This window comes from Streptomyces sp. SCSIO 30461 (genome assembly GCF_037023745.1).
Taxonomy (GTDB): domain Bacteria; phylum Actinomycetota; class Actinomycetes; order Streptomycetales; family Streptomycetaceae; genus Streptomyces.
The window spans coordinates 6,918,855-6,936,036 of the sequence record NZ_CP146101.1; the positions used below are offsets into that span (position 1 = coordinate 6,918,855).

Below are 17,182 nucleotides of genomic sequence, written 5' to 3' on the forward strand. Positions count from 1 at the left end.
CGGCACTGCAAGGGGGCTTTCAGCCAGACATCGTGTGAGGTTAGGCTAACCTCACATTCCTTGGTCGCTGTCGGCCCTGTTCGTAAGAAAGCAGATACCCCATGCCCAACGTCCGCGCTTCCCACCTCACTCGCCGCGGCGTCCTCGCCGCAGGCGGCGCCATAGGGCTCGGCGCCGCCCTCACCGCGTGCGGTGACGACAAGAAGAAGGACGGCAAGGCCTCGGACGTCAGGAAGTCCGGTCCCTGGGAGTTCAAGGACGACCGCGGTCAGACGGCCAAGACGCCCAAGACCCCGGCGAACATCGTCGCGTTCACCGGTGTGGCCGCCGCCCTGTACGACTACGGCATCGAGTGCAAGGGCGTCTTCGGTCCGACGAAGACCAAGGACGGCAAGGCCGACATCCAGGCCGGCGACATGGACGTCAGCAAGCTGACGGTGATCGGCAACGTGTGGAACGAGTTCAGCGTCGAGAAGTACGCGGCCCTCGCTCCCGACGTGCTGATCTCCACCCTCTTCGACAACTCGGGCACGCTCTGGTACGTCCCCGAGGAGTCCAAGGACAAGATCCTCAAGCTCGCCCCGAGCGTCGGCATCTCGGTGTACGACCGCCAGATGCCCGAGTCGCTGGGCCGGATGCTGGACCTGGCGAAGTCGCTCGGCGCCGACGTCCAGGCCGCCAAGGTCACCGAGGCCAAGAAGCGGTTCGAGGCGGCGGCCGAGCGACTGCGTGCGGCGGCCAAGTCCAAGCCGAACATCAAGGTCCTCGTCGGCTCCGCCGCCGAGACCATCTTCTACGTCTCCGGCTCGAACTTCTCGATCGACCTGGAGTACTTCAAGTCCCTCGGCGTGAACCTCGTCGAGCCGCCGGAGGAGGCCAAGAAGGCCAGCGGCGGCTGGTTCGAGAACCTGAGCTGGGAGAACGTCGACAAGTATCCGGCGGACATCATCATGATGGACGACCGTTCGGCGACCCTCCAGCCCTCCGTCCTCGACAAGACGAAGCCGACCTGGAAGCAGCTGCCCGCGGTCAAGGCCGGTCAGGTCGTCCCCCGCACCCCTGAGCCCATCCTCTCCTACGACAAGTGCGTCCCGATGCTGGAGACCCTGGCCAAGGCGATCGAGAACGCGAAGAAGGTCGCCTGACGATGACGGATGCCGCAGCCGCCCCGTTCCGTTTCTTCCCTCTCCAGGTCGTACGGACGCGGCGGCTCGGCCCGTCGCTGATACGCGTCACCTTCGGGGGAGAAGCGCTCGCGGGCTTCGCGTCCGGTGGCCGCGACCAGTCGCTCTCCCTCTTCCTGCCGCATCCCGGCCAGGAGGCCCCCGTGCTGCCGGAGTCTCCGGACGCCGGCACGGAAGGCATGTACGCCACGCTCGGCGCCTGGCGTGAGCTGCCCCCGGACGAGCGTGCGGTGATGCGTTCGTACACAGTGCGGGAGCAACGCCCCGACGCCGGTGAACACGGCGAGATGGACATCGACTTCGCCGTGCACGAGGACGGCGGCCCGGCCTGCCGGTGGGCGCAGCTGGCCTCCGCCGGGGACCGGGTGACCGTGCTCGGCCCCGCCCTCGCCGACAACACCGCCGTACGCTTCCGCCTGCCCGATGACGCCGACTCGGTGCTGATCTGGGCAGACGAGACGGCGCTTCCCGCCGCATCGGCCATCCTGGAGTGGTTGCCCGCCGGTGTGCGCACGCAGGTCTGGATCGAGGTCCCGCACACCGGGGACCGCGCCGAACTCACCACCAGGGCCGATGCCACCGTCAACTGGCTGGTACGGGACGAGGGCGCTCCGGCCGCCGTCGACGCGGTGCGCACCGCGGAGTTCGCGGGCTCGGCCCCGTACGCCTGGATCGCGGGCGAATCGGGCTCGGTCAAGGCACTGCGCCGCCATCTGGTGAACGACCGCGGGTGGGACAGACGCAGGATCACCTTCGTCGGCTACTGGCGCAGCGGCCTCAGCGAGGACGCGCTGCGCGAGACGCCCGACGACGAGTCGTAGCACCCGCCCCCTCAGCCGCGCGGCCATGTCGCCATCCGCCACGGCCCCGTCGCCATCCGCGACGGGGCCGCACCGGTTACGGGCAACCCCCGCCCGACGCCCGTCCGGTGAGTGTGAGCCAGATCGCTCCGGTCGCATCGGAACAGGGACTCTGGAAGGCGAAATTCAGGTTAGGCTAACCTAAGCCACAACGCCCCATGCCGCTCCCTCCCGCCTCAGAGGGCGCTCTTGTCACGTCCCCGCACAGGGAAAGGCCCCCCATGCGCTCGCACCTGCTCAACGACACAACGGCGGAGCTCTACCGCAGCTCCGTGATCGAAGGAGTCGAGCGGGTGGCGAACAAACTCGCCACGACCCGGAAGCCGTTCACCGGTATCACCCCCGATGAACTCGCCCCCGCCATCGACGCTGTCGATCTCGACCAGCCGCTCGGCGACACCTCAGCCGCACTGGACGAGCTGGAGCAGGTGTACCTGCGCGACGCGGTCTACTTCCACCACCCCCGCTACCTCGGCCACCTCAACTGCCCGGTCGTCATCCCCGCCGTACTGGGCGAGGCGGTGCTCTCGGCCGTCAACTCCTCGCTCGACACCTGGGACCAGAGCGCGGGCGGCACGCTGATCGAGCGCCGGCTCATCGACTGGACCACCGGACGGATCGGCCTCGGCCCCGCCGCGGACGGTGTGTTCACCAGCGGCGGCACCCAGTCCAACCTCCAGGCGATGCTGCTGGCACGCCAGGAGGCCAAGACGGACTACCTGTCGAAGCTGCGTGTCTTCGCCTCCGAGTGCAGCCACTTCAGCGTGCAGAAGTCCGCCACGCTGCTCGGGCTCGGCCCCGACGCCGTGGTCTCCGTCCCCACCGGGCGGGACAAGCGCATGCAGACCGTCATCCTCGCCGCCGAGTTGCAGAAGTGCCGCGATGAGGGCCTGATCCCGATGGCCGTGGTGGCCACCGCCGGCACCACCGACTTCGGCTCCATCGACCCACTGCCGGAAGTCGCCGAGCTGTGCGAGCAGTACGGCGCCTGGATGCACGTGGACGCCGCGTACGGCTGCGGCCTGCTGGCCTCCCCCACCCGCCGCCGGCTGCTGGACGGTATCGAGTACGCCGACTCCGTCACCGTCGACTACCACAAGTCCTTCTTCCAGCCGGTGAGCTCCTCCGCGCTGCTGGTACGGGACCGCGCCACACTGCGGCACGCCACCTACCACGCGGACTACCTCAACCCCCGCCGCACCATCGAGGAGCGGATCCCCAACCAGGTCGACAAGTCCCTCCAGACCACTCGGCGCTTCGACGCTCTGAAGCTCTGGATGACCCTGCGGGTCATGGGCGCCGACGGTGTGGGGCAGCTCTTCGACGAGGTCTGCGAGCTGGCCGCCGCCGGCTGGCGGCTGCTGGCCGGAGACCCCCGCTACGACGTGGTGGTCGAGCCCAGCCTGTCCACGCTGGTGTTCCGCTACATCCCCGCGCAGGTCACCGCACCGGCCGAGATCGACCGCGCCAACCTCTACGCCCGCAAGGCCCTGTTCGCCTCCGGTGAGGCTGTGGTCGCGGGCACCAAGGTCGACGGCCGCCAGTACCTGAAATTCACCCTGCTGAACCCCGAGACGACCGTGGCCGACATCGCCGCCGTCCTCGATCTGATAGCCGGCCACGCCGAGCAGTACCTGGGAGAGAACCTTGTCCACGCGTCCTGAGCACCGTGACATCCACGATTTCATCGGTATCGGACTGGGTCCGTTCAACCTCGGCCTCGCCTGTCTGACCGAGCCCATCGCCGAGCTGAACGGCGTCTTCCTGGAGTCCAAGCCGGACTTCGAGTGGCACTCGGGGATGTTCCTCGACGGCGCCCACCTCCAGACCCCGTTCATGTCGGACCTGGTCACCCTCGCCGACCCGACATCCCCGTACTCCTTCCTGAACTACCTGAAGGAGAAAGGCCGTCTCTACTCGTTCTACATCCGGGAGAACTTCTACCCGCTACGGATCGAGTACAACGACTACTGCCGCTGGGCCGCCGGCAAGCTGAGCAGCATCCGCTTCGGCACCACGGTGGCGAAGGTCGAGTACGAGGCCGCGGACGAGCTGTACGTCGTACACACCGCAGATGGCGAGGTGCTCCGAGGACGCCGGATCGTGCTCGGTACCGGCACGCCGCCCCACATCCCGGGCGCCTGCCGGGAGCTGGGCGGCGACTTCGTCCACAACTCCCGCTACCTCCAGGCCAAGGCGGAGCTCCAGCGGAAGAAGTCCATCACCCTGGTGGGCAGCGGGCAGAGCGCGGCGGAGATCTACCAGGACCTGCTCGGCGAGATCGACGTGCACGGCTACCGGCTCAACTGGGTCACACGCTCCCCGCGGTTCTTCCCGCTGGAGTACACCAAGCTGACGCTGGAGATGACCTCTCCCGAGTACATCGACTACTTCCACGCGCTGCCGGAAGCCACCCGCTACCGGCTGGAGTCGCAGCAGAAGAACCTGTTCAAGGGCATCGACGGGGATCTGATCAACGAGATCTTCGACCTGCTCTACCAGAAGAACCTCGACGGCCCCGTGCCCACCCGCCTGCTCACCAACACCGCCCTGCACAGCGCACGGTATGAGAACGGGACCTACACCCTGGGGCTGCGGCAGGAGGAGCAGCAGAAGGACTTCGAGATCGAGACCGAGGGCCTGGTGCTCGCCACCGGCTACAGGTACGCCGCTCCCGCCTTCCTGGAGCCGGTCCGCGACCGCATCCGCTGGGACGGGCAGGGCCGCTTCGACGTCGCCCGCAACTACGCGATCGACACGACAGGGCACGGCATCTTCATCCAGAACGCAGGCGTGCACACGCATTCGATCACCTCGCCGGACCTCGGGATGGGCCCGTACCGAAACGCGTACATCATCCGTGAGCTGCTCGGGAGCGAGTACTACCCCGTGGAGAAGACCATCGCGTTCCAGGAGTTCGCCGTATGAGCACCACCGCAACCGACCTGAACGGCCCGACGGCCCTGGGCACGTTCTCCTTCCGTCCCCTGGACCCGCTCGCCGACGCCGAGGTGCTGCACGGCTGGGTCACCCACCCCAAGGCCGCATTCTGGATGATGCAGGACGCCAAGCTCGAGGACGTGGAGCGCGAGTACATGGCGATCGCGTCGTCCGAGCACCACGACGCGTTCCTCGGGCTGCACGACGGTGAGCCCGCCTTCCTGATGGAGCGCTACGACCCCCGGCACATCGAGCTGGTCGGCCTCTACGAACCCGAACCGGGCGACGTCGGTATGCACTTCCTGGTTGCCCCGACGGACACCCCGGTACACGGCTTCACCCGCGCCGTGATCACCGCCGTGATGGGGGAACTGTTCGCGGACCCGGCGACCCGGCGCGTCGTCGTCGAACCGGATGTCACCAACAAGGCCGTGCACGCGCTCAACGAGGTCGTCGGCTTCGTGCCCGAGCGCGAGATACAGAAGCCCGAGAAGCAGGCGCTGCTGAGCTTCTGCACCCGCGAGCAGTTCGAAGCCGCCACCGGAGCCGCCCGATGAGCAACGCCATCGAAAGCGTCGCCCACCTCACCCCCGAGCTGTGGGCTCAAGCCGGCCGTCTGCTGATCCGCAAGGGGCTCGCCGAGTTCTCCCACGAGCGGCTGCTCACCCCGCGCGAACTCGGCGACGGCCGGTACGCCGTGGCCGACGACGACGGCAGGACCGAGTACCGCTTCAGGGCAGACCGGTACGCCCTCGACCACTGGCTGATCGACCCCGTGACGATCAGCCGCCATCGCGACGGCGCCGAGCTGCCGCTGGACGCCCTGGAGTTCTTCACCGAACTGCGCGGCGCGCTGGGCCTGTCCGACGAGATCCTGCCCGTCTACCTGGAGGAGATCTCCTCCACGCTGTCCGGTACGGCGTACAAACTGGCGAAGCCGGAGGTCTCCGCGGCCGAGCTCGCCCGCGCCGGCTTCCAGGCGATCGAGACCGGGATGACCGAGGGCCACCCCTGCTTCGTCGCCAACAACGGCCGGCTCGGCTTCGGCGTCCACGAGTACCACAAGTACGCCCCGGAGGCCGCAGCCCCGATCCGGCTGCTGTGGGTGGCCGCACACCGCTCCCGCGCCACTTTCACCTCCTGCGCGGACCTCGGCTACGAAAACCTGATGCGGGCCGAGCTGGGGCAGGGCACCCTCGACCGGTTCGACGCCCGCCTGCGCGACCTCGGCCTGGACCCGGACGCCTACCTGCTGATGCCGGTGCACCCCTGGCAGTGGTGGAACAAGCTCTCGGTCACCTTCGCCGCCGAGATCGCGCAGCACCGCCTCGTGCCGCTCGGCGAAGGGGACGACGAGTACCTCGCCCAGCAGTCGATCCGTACCTTCTTCAACACCAGCGACCCGGCGAAGCACTACGTGAAGACGGCCATGTCCGTCATCAACATGGGCTTCATGCGCGGGCTCTCGGCCGCGTACATGGAGGCCACCCCGGCCATCAACGACTGGCTGGCCACGCTGGTGGCGAACGACGAGGTGCTGCGGGCGGCACGGTTCTCGATCATCCGCGAGCACGCGGCGGTCGGCTACCGGCATCTGGAGTACGAGGCGGCCACCGACCGCTACTCGCCGTACCGGAAGATGCTCGCCGCGCTGTGGCGCGAGAGCCCGGTACCCACCCTGGCCGATGGCGAGCGCCTGGCGACCATGGCGTCCCTGCTGCACACCGACCGTTCCGGCAAGTCCCTCGCGGGCGCGCTGATCACCGGCTCGGGGCTGTCCCCCGTGGAGTGGCTGCGGGGCTATCTGGACGCGTATCTGATGCCGGTGCTGCACAGCTTCTACGCGTACGACCTCGTCTACATGCCGCACGGCGAGAACGTGATCCTCGTGCTCGGCGAGGACGGGGCGGTGCTGCGCGCGATCTTCAAGGACCTCGCCGAGGAGATCTGCGTGATGGACCCTGACGCGGTGCTGCCACCCGCGGTGGAGCGGGTCCGCGCCGAGATACCCGAGGACATGAAGCTGCTGTCGGTGTTCACCGATGTGTTCGACTGCTTCTTCCGCTTCCTGGGCGCCGCGCTCGCCGCGGAGGGTGTTCTGGACGAGGAGTCGTTCTGGCGGACGGTGGCCGCCTGTGTCTGCGACTACCAGGAGTCCATGCCACAGCTGGCGGACAAGTTCGCCCAGTACGACATGTTCGCCGATGAGTTCGCGCTGTCCTGCCTCAACCGGCTCCAGCTGCGCGACAACAAGCAGATGGTCGATCTCGCCGACCCGTCGGGCGCGCTCCAGTTGGTGGGCAGCCTGCACAACCCGATCGCGCCGTTCCGCCGGTAGGCGCGGTCCCGGCAGCGGCCACGAGCGGGCGGGCGCCTTGCGGAGTCACGGTCCTCCGCGGGGCGCCCGCCGCCCGTTCGTGACCCGCACCCGCACCCGCACCCGCACCCGCACCCGCACCCGCACCCGCACCCGCACCCGCACCCGCACCCGCACCCGCCGGCAACGATCACGACGTACTGCTGCGCAGACTGCGCGAACCGGGTGAGTTGCGTCACTCCGAGATGCCGGCCGGCGAGGACTTCGCCGTAGCCAAGCAGGCGGGTCACCAGCCTCTGTAACCTTGGTCACGCGAACTCCTGCCCGGAATCGGGCAGGAATCTTGCGTTCCCCTCAGGTCACCCTCCAGTATCTACGGGTGCTCGATCGCCGCCCGTCGTCCCATGAGGACCTCATCGACCATCTGGTGCGCAGCACCGCGCTCCAGCGCGGTGAGGCGGTCCGGGTGGTGCTCGACGTGCTGGCGTTCTTCGACGAGACCACGGAAGAGTTCGTCCGCAGACGGCACCGCGAGCTGCAGTCCGGCGGCGCCGTGAACGCGGAGATCTTCGACCGGATCGCTACCGAATTGCGGCACCGGGCCGTGGCACCGCCCGAGCTCACGCTCAGGCAGCTGCGCCGGGTCGTCTACGGCTGATCATCCGGACCCGACCCGCGGCCACAGCGGAAGACCCGGACGGCCGGGCACCACACCCATCGAACCTGGAGGGGCAAAGACTTTATGTGCGGAATCGTCGGTTACATCGGGAAGCGCGACGTCGCGCCGCTGCTGCTGGAAGGCCTGGCGCGGCTTGAGTACCGGGGATACGACTCCGCGGGCATGGTCATCACCAGCCCGAAGGCCGCCGGCCTGAAGATGGTCAAGGCCAAGGGCCGGGTCCGGGACCTCGAAGCCCGCGTCCCCAAGCGCTTCACCGGCACCACCGGTATCGCCCACACCCGCTGGGCCACCCACGGTGTGCCGAGCGACCACAACGCGCACCCGCACATGGACCCCGAGAACAAGGTCGCGGTCGTCCACAACGGCATCGTGGACAACGCGATGGAGCTGCGCGCCAAGCTGGAGGCCGACGGAGTCGTCTTCGCCTCCGAGACCGACACCGAGGTGCTCACCCACCTGATCGCCCGCTCCCAGGCCGAGTCCCTGGAAGAGAAGGTCCGCGAGGCGCTCAAGGTCGTCGAGGGCACCTACGGCATCGCCGTGATGCACGCCGACTTCAACGACCGCATAGTCGTCGCGCGCAACGGCTCCCCGGTCGTCCTCGGCATCGGCGAGAAGGAGATGTTCGTCGCCTCCGACGTCGCCGCGCTGGTCGCCCACACCCGCCAGGTCGTCACCCTGAACGACGGCGAGATGGCCACCCTGAAGGCCGACGACTTCCGCACCTACACGACCTCCGGCACCCGGACCACCGCCACCCCGGAGACCGTCGAGTGGGAGGCCGCGTCCTACGATATGGGCGGCCACGACACGTACATGCACAAGGAGATCTCCGAGCAGCCCGACGCGGTGGACCGCGTGCTGCGCGGCCGTATCGACGACCGGTTCTCCACCGTGCACCTAGGCGGCCTCAACCTGGACGCCCGCGAGGCCCGCGGCATCCGCCGGGTGAAGATCCTCGGCTGCGGCACCTCCTACCACGCGGGTCTGATCGGCGCCGGGCTCATCGAGTCGCTGGCCCGTATCCCCGCCGACTCCGAGCCGGCCTCCGAGTTCCGCTACCGCAACCCGGTGGTGGACCCCGACACCCTCTACATCGCCGTCTCCCAGTCCGGTGAGACCTACGACGTGCTCGCCGCAGTCCAGGAGCTCAAGCGCAAGGGCGCACGGGTTCTGGGAGTGGTCAACGTGGTCGGCTCCGCGATCGCCCGCGAGACGGACGGCGGCGTGTACGTGCACGCCGGCCCCGAGGTGTGCGTCGTCTCGACGAAGTGCTTCACCAACACGGTGGTCGCCTTCGCGCTGCTCGCGCTGCACCTGGGACGTATCCGGGACCTGTCGGTGGCCGACGGCAAGCGGATCATCGAGGGTCTGCGCAAGCTGCCCGCCCAGATCTCCGAGATCCTCGAGTCGGAGGACGAGATCAAGAAGCTGGCCGCCGAGTATGCGGACGCCAAGTCGATGATGTTCATCGGCCGGGTGCGCGGCTACCCGGTGGCACTCGAGGCCTCCCTGAAGCTCAAGGAGATCTCGTACATCCACGCCGAGGCCTACCCGGCGTCCGAGTTGAAGCACGGCCCGCTGGCGCTGATCGAGCCGGCGCTGCCGACCATCGCCATCGTGCCGGACGACGAGCTGCTGGAGAAGAACCGCGCCGCGCTGGAGGAGATCAAGGCCCGCAGCGGCAGGATCCTCGCGGTGGCCCACCAGGACCAGGAAAAGGCCGACCACACGGTGATCGTGCCGAAGAACGAGGACGAGTTGGACCCGATCCTCATGGGCATCCCGCTCCAGCTGCTGGCTTACCACACGGCCTTGGCCCTCGGCCGGGACATCGACAAGCCGCGCAACCTGGCGAAGTCGGTCACGGTGGAGTAGAACCCTGCCCGATCGGATCTGTCCGGTCGCACGGCAGACGGCGGCCCCCCGCACGCTCCAACCAGCGTGCGAGGGGCCGCCCCTTTTCGTCACCGGCGCCCTCACACCGGTCGATGACCGCTCAGCCGGTGGCCGTCACACCCCTGCCCGCGGTCCGGCTCCCACTGAAGGTGGGCCAGTGCGCCAGCGCCGCCGTGGCCCCGTACCAGGCCGCGAGGCCTGCGACCGCGCCGACCCAGCCGCCCGCCTTGGCCAGTCCGCTGTTGTCGGCGAACGCGGCGACGGCGAGCAGCAGCATCGAGACGCAGAGCAGCCCGTACACGCCCTGGCCGAACATCCCGCTACCGGACGAACCCACGGTGAGGCTGAGCGCCAGCAGCGCGAACAGCAGTAGGAAGAGTCCTGCCGCCTCCGCCGAGGCTCCCGAGCCGACGCCCGTGCCCCAGGTGAACCAGAAGGCGCCGAGGCCCGCGAAGGCCGTGCCCGTGCCGCCGTTGCCCGCACGGAATTCGAGCAGCCCGACGAGGAAGAGTGCGACCCCGCCCACCCAGGTCGCGAGGGCTGCGGCGTCGGACGCCGCGACATTGTCGATCACACCCGTGTTCCCCAGGCCGAAGGCCAACAGGGTCAGACCGAGTGCGAGGTGGCCGAGAGTGGTTGACGTTGCGCTTCCCGCGGAGACTTCGCTGTCCACGGCGGGCTCCCTTCATGCGCGCGATGGTGCTGATTCCCAGCCACGGTTATCTACCCTTCACAAGCGCACAATCCACCTGCGCGGCCGAACGGATTTGACGGTCGTCAAAAGTCACACATATGACGCTCGCTCTCGCGGGCCTGGGCGCACAAAGGTGAGAACCCGGCCCCACGGGCCGGATCGGACCGTCGGAGCCGCTATGGAATGACGATGACGGGCCGCTGCGCGCGCTTCGCGAGACGGCCGGCGATCGAGCCGAAAATGCGCCCCACGATGCCATGGGTGGAACCGACCACGATCGCGTCCGCCGAATACTCCCGGCCGACCTCTTCGAGCTCGTGGCAGATGTCGCCACCGCGCTCGACGAGGATCCACGGGACCTCGGACAGGTAGTCGGCGCAGGCGAGCTCAAGCCCGAGCACCTCGGTGCGATGGTCGGGCACGTCCACGAAGACCGGCGGTTCACAGCCCGCCCAGACGGTCGTGGGGAGACGGTTGGCGACATGCACGATGATCAGCCCGGAGCCGGAGCGCAGCGCCATGCCGATGGCGTAGGCGAGCGCCCGCTCACTGGAGGTGGAACCGTCGAAACCCACGACGACTCCATGCCGGAACGCGGGATCGCAGGGGCGGCGCGTCTCTTCCGCCGCCTGCAGATCCGACAGAGGGTCGGCGACCTGCTTGCGGTCCGCGGGTTCGGGGAATTCGTGACCGGCCATCGGTGTCTCGGCGTTCAGATCCTCATGGGAGGGCGACGGTGGGCGGCGGAGCTGTGTCCGGGAATCATCTTCCCAACCCCATACCCCCAAGGGTACGGCGACACTCCTCCCATACCCAGAGCCGACGACTCCACTCACGGCGTTCCAGGGAGCATGCACGAGCACGCTCCGTATGGCAATGGCAGCTGCCTGATACAGGCTTCAGCGCCGGCCCGGCAATCGGAAGGGGTTCTCCCGCTTCGGTGACGGACTCCTCCGCCGCGACGGAGCACTCGCACGTCGGAGACCCGACGTGCGAGCAGTCCCGCGACACCCACCGACACCTCCGACCGACGCTCGTCACCATCGCACCAGTGGCCCTCGTCACATCCGAGTCGGAGCCATCGCGCCCCAACTCCGCACGACCGCCGCCGAGAGTAAAACGCGCCGGGCGACTTGACGGATTCGCAAGCCGACGCCCGAATGTTTCAAGCCAACTTCACGGCCAGGCGGATTCCTTGCCCAAAAGACCCACCAACCCCCTTGCCACCAGGCAAAAGGGGGTCCCGACGGCCGCTCGCACCCTACGGGGACGGGCCATGCCCGGCACGCGTACTTCCCTGTACGGCCCACGAGTGCCACGCTTCGTGATCGAATGCTTCGCGCCAAGTGCTCTTGTCGACAATGTGCCGGATTCCGAACTTGTCACGGCGGCACCACAGGACGCAGTAGATTCGATCATGAGTATCGAAGACTGGGGACTCGTGCAAAACCGAGGGGAAACGTGCAGGAGCGACACGCCCGACACGAACGGGGAGACGCGAACACCGAGGGGGGCTTAGCGTCATGACACAGGACTCCGCCGCGCCGGAGGCCGCACGGAAGCTGTCCGGGCGCCGCCGCCGGGAAGTCGTCGCGGTGCTGCTGTTCAGCGGCGGTCCCATCTTCGAGAGTTCGATCCCGCTCTCGGTGTTCGGAATCGACCGCCAGGATGCCGGAGTTCCCCGCTACCGGCTGCTCGTATGCGCCGGCGAGGACGGCCCCCTGCGGACCACAGGGGGACTCGAACTCACCGCGCCGTACGGACTTGAGGCCATCGGCCGGGCGGGCACCGTCGTCGTACCTGCCTGGCGGTCCATCACCTCTCCACCGCCGCCTGAAGCGCTGGAGGCGCTGCGCCGCGCCCATGAAGAGGGCGCGCGCATCGTGGGGCTGTGCACGGGGGCGTTCGTCCTCGCCGCGGCCGGACTGCTGGACGGCCGGCCGGCCACCACCCACTGGATGTACGCACCGACGCTCGCCAAGCGCTATCCATCGGTGCACGTCGATCCGCGTGAGCTGTTCGTCGACGACGGCGATGTGCTCACATCGGCGGGGACCGCGGCCGGAATCGACCTCTGCCTGCATATCGTCCGCACCGACCACGGCGCCGAGGCAGCCGGCGCGCTGGCGCGCCGACTGGTCGTGCCACCGCGGCGCACCGGTGGTCAGGAGCGCTATCTCGACAGGTCTTTACCGGAGGAGATCGGCTCCGACCCGCTCGCCGAGGTCGTGGCCTGGGCACTGGAGCACCTCCACGAGCAGTTCGACGTGGAGACGCTCGCCGCGCGCGCGTACATGAGCAGGCGGACCTTCGACCGCAGGTTCCGCTCGCTCACCGGAAGTGCTCCGCTGCAGTGGCTGATCACCCAGCGGGTGCTCCAGGCGCAACGGCTGCTGGAGACCTCCGACTACTCGGTGGACGAGGTCGCGGGCCGCTGTGGCTTCCGCTCCCCGGTGGCACTGCGCGGCCACTTCCGGCGCCAGCTGGGCTCGTCGCCCGCCGCTTACCGGGCGGCCTACCGCGCCAGGCGCCCGCAGGCGGACCCCGGAGCCTCCGCGGCGGCCGAGCACATGGTGCCTTCGCAGGCCCATGGCACATCGCAGCCGAGGCGGCCCGCCTCGGCCGTGGCCGGCTCGCTCGCACCGGAGCCGGGCAAGCCGGTGGCGGACGCGTACGCCTCCGGCCGCCCGGCACTGCCGAGCCAGCGGACCGCCCCTTAGGCGCCGCCTCGCGACCGGACGGTCCGGGACGCGTCAGAGCGTCCCGGACCGTCCGGTCGTCGGCGCTTGCGCACGGTCCGGAGCAGGTCGCGCCCGGTGCGGGCGTGGAAGGACGGCCTAAGGTAGGACGCATGAACGACCGCATGGTGTGGATCGACTGCGAGATGACCGGGCTCTCGCTGACGGACGACGCACTCATCGAGGTGGCCGCGCTGGTCACCGACTCGGAACTGAACGTGCTCGGCGAGGGCGTGGACATCGTGATCCGCCCGCCGGACGCCGCGCTGGCCACGATGCCGGAAGTGGTACGCCAGATGCACACCGCATCGGGCCTCCTGGACGAGCTGGCCACCGGCACCACACTCGCGGACGCCGAGGAGCAGGTCCTCGCCTATGTCCGCGAACACGTCAAGGAGCCCGGCAAGGCCCCGCTGTGCGGAAACTCGGTCGGCACGGACCGCGGCTTCCTGCTGCGCGACATGCCCAAGGTGGAGGAGTACCTCCACTACCGGATCGTCGATGTCTCCTCGATCAAGGAACTGGCCCGCCGCTGGTACCCGAGGGCGTACTTCAACAGTCCGGAGAAGAGCGGCAACCACCGGGCGCTCGCGGACATCCGGGAATCCATCGCCGAGCTGCGCTACTACCGCGAGGCGATCTTCGTCCCACAGCCCGGCCCCGACTCGGACACGGCGAAGACGATCGCGGCCCGCCATGTGCTCCCGGCGCCGCAGTAGCTCCCTGGCATCGCCCCGCTGACCAGCCCGGACGGCCCGTACGCGGCCCCTCGCCGGGTGAGCGCAAATATGTGCACGAGCACCCTCCAGGACCCTGTACACTTTTTCTCGGCCGGTCAGGAAGACGACCGGACATGGTGGGTGTAGCTCAGCTGGTAGAGCACCTGGTTGTGGTCCAGGATGCCGCGGGTTCGAGTCCCGTCACTCACCCTGATCGATGAAGGCCCGGCCTGTTCACAGGCCGGGCCTTCATCGTCGACCGCCGCCATCGACGGCGGTCATCGACCGCCGGGTGGCAGGCAATCCGGTCCACTCGCGGCGCACCACGGAGTCACCCGAGCCCGAGAGCACCGGCTGCGGCGCGCAGGACACGGCGGAGGCACCTCGCATTCCTCACGACGGCGGCAGGACGCGAGAAGCCTGCTCGTCATGTCCGCTCGCCGCCGCGCCCCCGCCGGCCGGCCCTGCTGCCCCGTCGGCCCAGCGAGGCACCATGCCGACCGCCGTCCAGGGCGAGCCAGATGCGGACCTCCGTGCCGCCCAGCACCGAGTGGCCGATACGCACATCGCCGCCGGTCGACTCCGCGACCCGGCGGACGATGTCCAGACCCAGGCCCGTCGAACCGTCCCGGCCGGTGCTGTTGCCACGGGCCAAGGCGGCTTCCGGGTCGGGGATGCCGGGGCCCGCGTCGGACACGAGCACGATCACGGCCTCATCGCCGTTGTGCACGTCGACCGAGAAGGCCGTGCCCTCGGGAGTGTGGCGGAAGACGTTGCCGAGCAGGGCGTCGAGAGCGGCGGCCAGTTCGGGGCGCGCCACCGGGATGCGGACGGGGCGGTCCACGCCGGCCAGACGGACCTTGCGGGACTCGTCCTCGGCAAGTGCGGACCAGAACTCCATGCGTTCGCGCACCACTTCGGAGACATCGCAGCCTGCACCCGGGCCGGTGGCGGCCTGCGTCTGCGGTTTGGCCTCGCGGGCGGTGCGGATGATCGTGTCGACTTCGCGCTCCAGTTGGGCGACCGCCGCCCGGGTCTGCTCGGCCGCGGCCCCCTCACCGAGTGATGCGGCGTTGAGTCGGAGCACGGTGAGTGGGGTGCGCAGCCGGTGGGACAGGTCGGCGGCAAGCTCCCGTTCGTTGGCGAGCAGCTGCACCACCTGGTCGGCCATGGCGTTGAACGCGGCGGCGGCGGAGCGCAGTTCCGTGGGGCCCTGTTCCGGGACCCGGGCGCCGAGGCGGCCCTCGCCCAGTTCGTGGGCGGCGCCGGCGAGGCGCCGGGCCGGTTGGACCATCCGTACGCCCAGCCGGTCGGCGACCGCGACCGAGCCGACGATCAGCGCCACGCCGACCGCGGCGAGCACCAGCCAGGCCGTGGTCACACCTCTGCCGACTTCGTCCTGCGGTACGAACACCTCGACCACCGCGATCTCCCCCGAGCTCAGCGCGGTGGGCTGGAGCAGCGCAGAGCCACCGCCCACCTCGGTGGTGGAGGCGCGCCCCAGCCGTCGGGTGGCACCGAGGTCGCGTACGGCGGCCCGCCGGACGCCGACCGTCAGCTCCTGGCCACCGGTCTCGGCGGATGCCGGAATGTGCAGGGCCATCCGGCCCGCCGCTCCGGCCTGGGTAGAGGCGACCGCGCGTTCGAGCTGGTCGCGGTCGGTGGTGATGGAGAGAGTGGGACCGATGGCGGCTGCCTGCCGTTCGGCGTTGGAGAAGGCTCGATCCCTTGCCATCTCCTGGACGACGAGTCCGAGGGGTACGGCGAAGGCGATCACGACCATCGCCGTGACCGCCAGGGACACCTTCACCAAGGCCCATCTCATCGCGGAGGCTCCAGCTTCACTCCCACGCCCCGGAGGGTGTGCAGATAGCGGGGGCGGGCCGCGGTCTCCCCCAACTTCCGTCTCAGCCAGGACAGATGGACGTCGATGGTCTGGTCGTCGCCGTAGGCCTGCTGCCAGACCTCCGCGAGCAGTTCCCTGCGCGCCACGACGACACCCGGCCGTCCCGCCAGGAAGGCGAGCAGGTCGAACTCCCGGCGCGTCAGGTCGAGGCTCACCCCGTCGAGTTCCGCCTGCCGACGCAGCGGGTCGATGGACAGGCCCCCGACCTGGATCACCCTCCCGGGCGGAGCCTCGTCCGCTGCGGCCCTGGAGCGCCGCAGCACGGCCGCCATCCGGGCGGAGAGGTGTTCCACCGAGAACGGCTTGGTGAGGTAGTCGTCGGCGCCGTCGTTGAGCAGCCGTACGATCTCCGTCTCATCGTCGCGAGCGGTCGCGACGATGACGGGGACATCGGTGATGCCGCGCAGCATCTTCAATGCCTCCGCCCCGTCCAGATCGGGGAGCCCGAGGTCGAGAATGACCAGATCGAAGCGGAAATGGGCGACTTCGCGCAGCGCCTCCAGGGCCGTCCCGACGCTTCGTACCGTATGGGCGGCCTCGGTCAAGTGCCTGATGAGAGCGGAACGCACGAACTGGTCGTCCTCGACCACGAGCACACTTGCCATGGGCGGCACCGTACGCCATCCGGAGGAACTCGGTCCCCCTTGGGACAGGTGGGACGGGTGTGGTGCAGTATGAGGCCGATGCGGAGAGGACTCATACACGCCCTGGCGTGGTCGCTCGCCACGGGCGCGGCGGTCACGCTCTCATGGTGGGGCGTCCACACCGTGATGGCGGACACGGCCTACGACCGGCCCCGCGCCCTTCCGATCACGGCGCATGGCGGGGGTGCGAAGCCGTCCGTGTCGGCGGAGTCGGCATCGCCACCGGAATCCGCGCCGTCGGCGCCCGCACCGTCGAAGCCGGCCTCGGATTCCGGCGCTTCTCCCGGTGCTCCCGTGTCCTCGCGCCCCTCGGCCTCCGCGGGTGGGCCTGCTTATCGGGGCTCCACCGCCCCCTCCGTGCCGGCCGACCCGCCCGGCAATGTGAAGAGCTACACCGTCGAGGGCGGCCGGGTCGCCTACGACATCGGGCCCGTCTCCGCCGAGTTGGTCTCGGCTACCCCGTCAGGTGGCTGGACCATGCAGATCTGGAAGCAGGCCACCTACATCCGTGTGACGTTCTCGCAGAACGGCCGCGAGATCGACGTCTTCTGCACCTGGCACGACACCGCGCCCCGGGTGACGATCGAGGAACGCTGACC

Annotated in this window: 15 protein-coding genes and 1 tRNA gene; 12 read left to right on the top strand and 4 right to left on the bottom strand. The window is 69.1% G+C overall.

The features are described from left to right. Positions 1-101 precede the first annotated feature (101 nt). The 8 genes from V1460_RS31030 to glmS all read left to right on the top strand — a co-directional run bounded on the left by V1460_RS31030 (position 102) and on the right by glmS (position 9,861). Positions 102-1,145, top strand: a complete 1,044-nt coding sequence (locus V1460_RS31030; RefSeq protein WP_338676919.1) for an ABC transporter substrate-binding protein — start codon at positions 102-104, stop codon at positions 1,143-1,145. A gap of 2 nt (positions 1,146-1,147) precedes the next feature. After that, positions 1,148-2,005 carry a siderophore-interacting protein gene (locus tag V1460_RS31035; RefSeq protein WP_338676920.1) on the top strand — a complete coding sequence of 286 codons (858 nt, stop codon included), beginning with the start codon at positions 1,148-1,150 and terminating at the stop codon, positions 2,003-2,005. Positions 2,006-2,265: 260 nt separating this feature from the next. Continuing rightward, positions 2,266-3,708: an aspartate aminotransferase family protein gene (locus V1460_RS31040; protein WP_338676921.1), complete on the top strand. Its 1,443-nt coding sequence runs from the start codon at positions 2,266-2,268 to the stop codon at positions 3,706-3,708. Next, positions 3,692-4,972, top strand: a complete 1,281-nt coding sequence (locus V1460_RS31045; protein WP_338676922.1) for a lysine N(6)-hydroxylase/L-ornithine N(5)-oxygenase family protein — start codon at positions 3,692-3,694, stop codon at positions 4,970-4,972. The genes V1460_RS31040 and V1460_RS31045 overlap by 17 nt, the downstream gene beginning before the upstream one ends. Beyond that, on the top strand, positions 4,969-5,541 hold the full coding sequence (locus tag V1460_RS31050; RefSeq protein WP_338676923.1) for a GNAT family N-acetyltransferase: 573 nt from the start codon (positions 4,969-4,971) through the stop codon (positions 5,539-5,541). Before V1460_RS31045 ends, V1460_RS31050 begins: the two co-directional genes overlap by 4 nt. Next, positions 5,538-7,322 (top strand): IucA/IucC family siderophore biosynthesis protein, encoded by a 1,785-nt coding sequence (locus tag V1460_RS31055; RefSeq protein WP_338676924.1) that lies wholly within the window; start codon positions 5,538-5,540, stop codon positions 7,320-7,322. The genes V1460_RS31050 and V1460_RS31055 overlap by 4 nt, the downstream gene beginning before the upstream one ends. Positions 7,323-7,680: 358 nt before the next feature. Further along, on the top strand, positions 7,681-7,959 hold the full coding sequence (locus tag V1460_RS31060) for a hypothetical protein (protein WP_338678276.1): 279 nt from the start codon (positions 7,681-7,683) through the stop codon (positions 7,957-7,959). Between the two features lie 84 nt (positions 7,960-8,043). Continuing rightward, entirely contained in the window at positions 8,044-9,861 is a 1,818-nt protein-coding gene (gene glmS, locus V1460_RS31065; protein WP_338676925.1) for a glutamine--fructose-6-phosphate transaminase (isomerizing), read from the top strand. Between the two features lie 121 nt (positions 9,862-9,982). Here the strand turns inward: glmS and V1460_RS31070 are convergent, their stop codons facing one another. Both V1460_RS31070 and V1460_RS31075 read right to left on the bottom strand, forming a co-directional pair. Continuing rightward, positions 9,983-10,555, bottom strand: coding sequence for an acetate uptake transporter (locus V1460_RS31070; RefSeq protein WP_338676926.1), 573 nt, complete (start codon positions 10,553-10,555; stop codon positions 9,983-9,985). Positions 10,556-10,752: 197 nt separating this feature from the next. Beyond that, positions 10,753-11,274, bottom strand: coding sequence for a universal stress protein (locus V1460_RS31075; RefSeq protein ID WP_338676927.1), 522 nt, complete (start codon positions 11,272-11,274; stop codon positions 10,753-10,755). Between the two features lie 825 nt (positions 11,275-12,099). Between V1460_RS31075 and V1460_RS31080 the strand changes: the two genes are divergently transcribed. From V1460_RS31080 to V1460_RS31090, 3 genes are all read left to right on the top strand, one after another. Then, positions 12,100-13,296, top strand: coding sequence for a helix-turn-helix domain-containing protein (locus V1460_RS31080; RefSeq protein WP_338676928.1), 1,197 nt, complete (start codon positions 12,100-12,102; stop codon positions 13,294-13,296). A gap of 131 nt (positions 13,297-13,427) precedes the next feature. Then, positions 13,428-14,033: an oligoribonuclease gene (orn, locus tag V1460_RS31085; protein ID WP_338676929.1), complete on the top strand. Its 606-nt coding sequence runs from the start codon at positions 13,428-13,430 to the stop codon at positions 14,031-14,033. Between the two features lie 137 nt (positions 14,034-14,170). Next, positions 14,171-14,243, top strand: a tRNA-His gene (locus tag V1460_RS31090). 217 nt (positions 14,244-14,460) lie between these two features. Here V1460_RS31090 and V1460_RS31095 read toward each other — a convergent pair. Together V1460_RS31095 and V1460_RS31100 are read right to left on the bottom strand one after the other, a co-directional pair. Next, a complete protein-coding gene (locus V1460_RS31095) occupies positions 14,461-15,858 on the bottom strand; it encodes a HAMP domain-containing sensor histidine kinase (protein WP_338676930.1) in 1,398 nt (465 codons plus the stop codon). Then, positions 15,855-16,544 (bottom strand): response regulator transcription factor, encoded by a 690-nt coding sequence (locus V1460_RS31100; protein WP_338676931.1) that lies wholly within the window; start codon positions 16,542-16,544, stop codon positions 15,855-15,857. Before V1460_RS31100 ends, V1460_RS31095 begins: the two co-directional genes overlap by 4 nt. Before the next feature lie 69 nt (positions 16,545-16,613). On the opposite strand from V1460_RS31100, the gene V1460_RS31105 reads away from it, so the two are divergent. Continuing rightward, on the top strand, positions 16,614-17,180 hold the full coding sequence (locus V1460_RS31105) for a hypothetical protein (protein WP_338676932.1): 567 nt from the start codon (positions 16,614-16,616) through the stop codon (positions 17,178-17,180). Positions 17,181-17,182: the final 2 nt, after the last annotated feature.

What these genes read in the sequence shown, in the direction of transcription:
- V1460_RS31030 (WP_338676919.1), top strand. Translation starts at nt 102, where the DNA reads ATGCCCAACGTCCGCGCTTCCCACCTCACTCGCCGCGGCGTCCTCGCC.
- V1460_RS31035 (WP_338676920.1), top strand. Translation starts at nt 1,148, where the DNA reads ATGACGGATGCCGCAGCCGCCCCGTTCCGTTTCTTCCCTCTCCAGGTC.
- V1460_RS31040 (WP_338676921.1), top strand. Translation starts at nt 2,266, where the DNA reads ATGCGCTCGCACCTGCTCAACGACACAACGGCGGAGCTCTACCGCAGC.
- V1460_RS31050 (WP_338676923.1), top strand. Translation starts at nt 4,969, where the DNA reads ATGAGCACCACCGCAACCGACCTGAACGGCCCGACGGCCCTGGGCACG.
- V1460_RS31055 (WP_338676924.1), top strand. Translation starts at nt 5,538, where the DNA reads ATGAGCAACGCCATCGAAAGCGTCGCCCACCTCACCCCCGAGCTGTGG.
- glmS (WP_338676925.1), top strand. Translation starts at nt 8,044, where the DNA reads ATGTGCGGAATCGTCGGTTACATCGGGAAGCGCGACGTCGCGCCGCTG.
- V1460_RS31075 (WP_338676927.1), bottom strand. Translation starts at nt 11,274, where the DNA reads ATGGCCGGTCACGAATTCCCCGAACCCGCGGACCGCAAGCAGGTCGCC.
- V1460_RS31080 (WP_338676928.1), top strand. Translation starts at nt 12,100, where the DNA reads ATGACACAGGACTCCGCCGCGCCGGAGGCCGCACGGAAGCTGTCCGGG.
- orn (WP_338676929.1), top strand. Translation starts at nt 13,428, where the DNA reads ATGAACGACCGCATGGTGTGGATCGACTGCGAGATGACCGGGCTCTCG.
- V1460_RS31095 (WP_338676930.1), bottom strand. Translation starts at nt 15,858, where the DNA reads ATGAGATGGGCCTTGGTGAAGGTGTCCCTGGCGGTCACGGCGATGGTC.
- V1460_RS31100 (WP_338676931.1), bottom strand. Translation starts at nt 16,544, where the DNA reads ATGGCAAGTGTGCTCGTGGTCGAGGACGACCAGTTCGTGCGTTCCGCT.
- V1460_RS31105 (WP_338676932.1), top strand. Translation starts at nt 16,614, where the DNA reads ATGAGGCCGATGCGGAGAGGACTCATACACGCCCTGGCGTGGTCGCTC.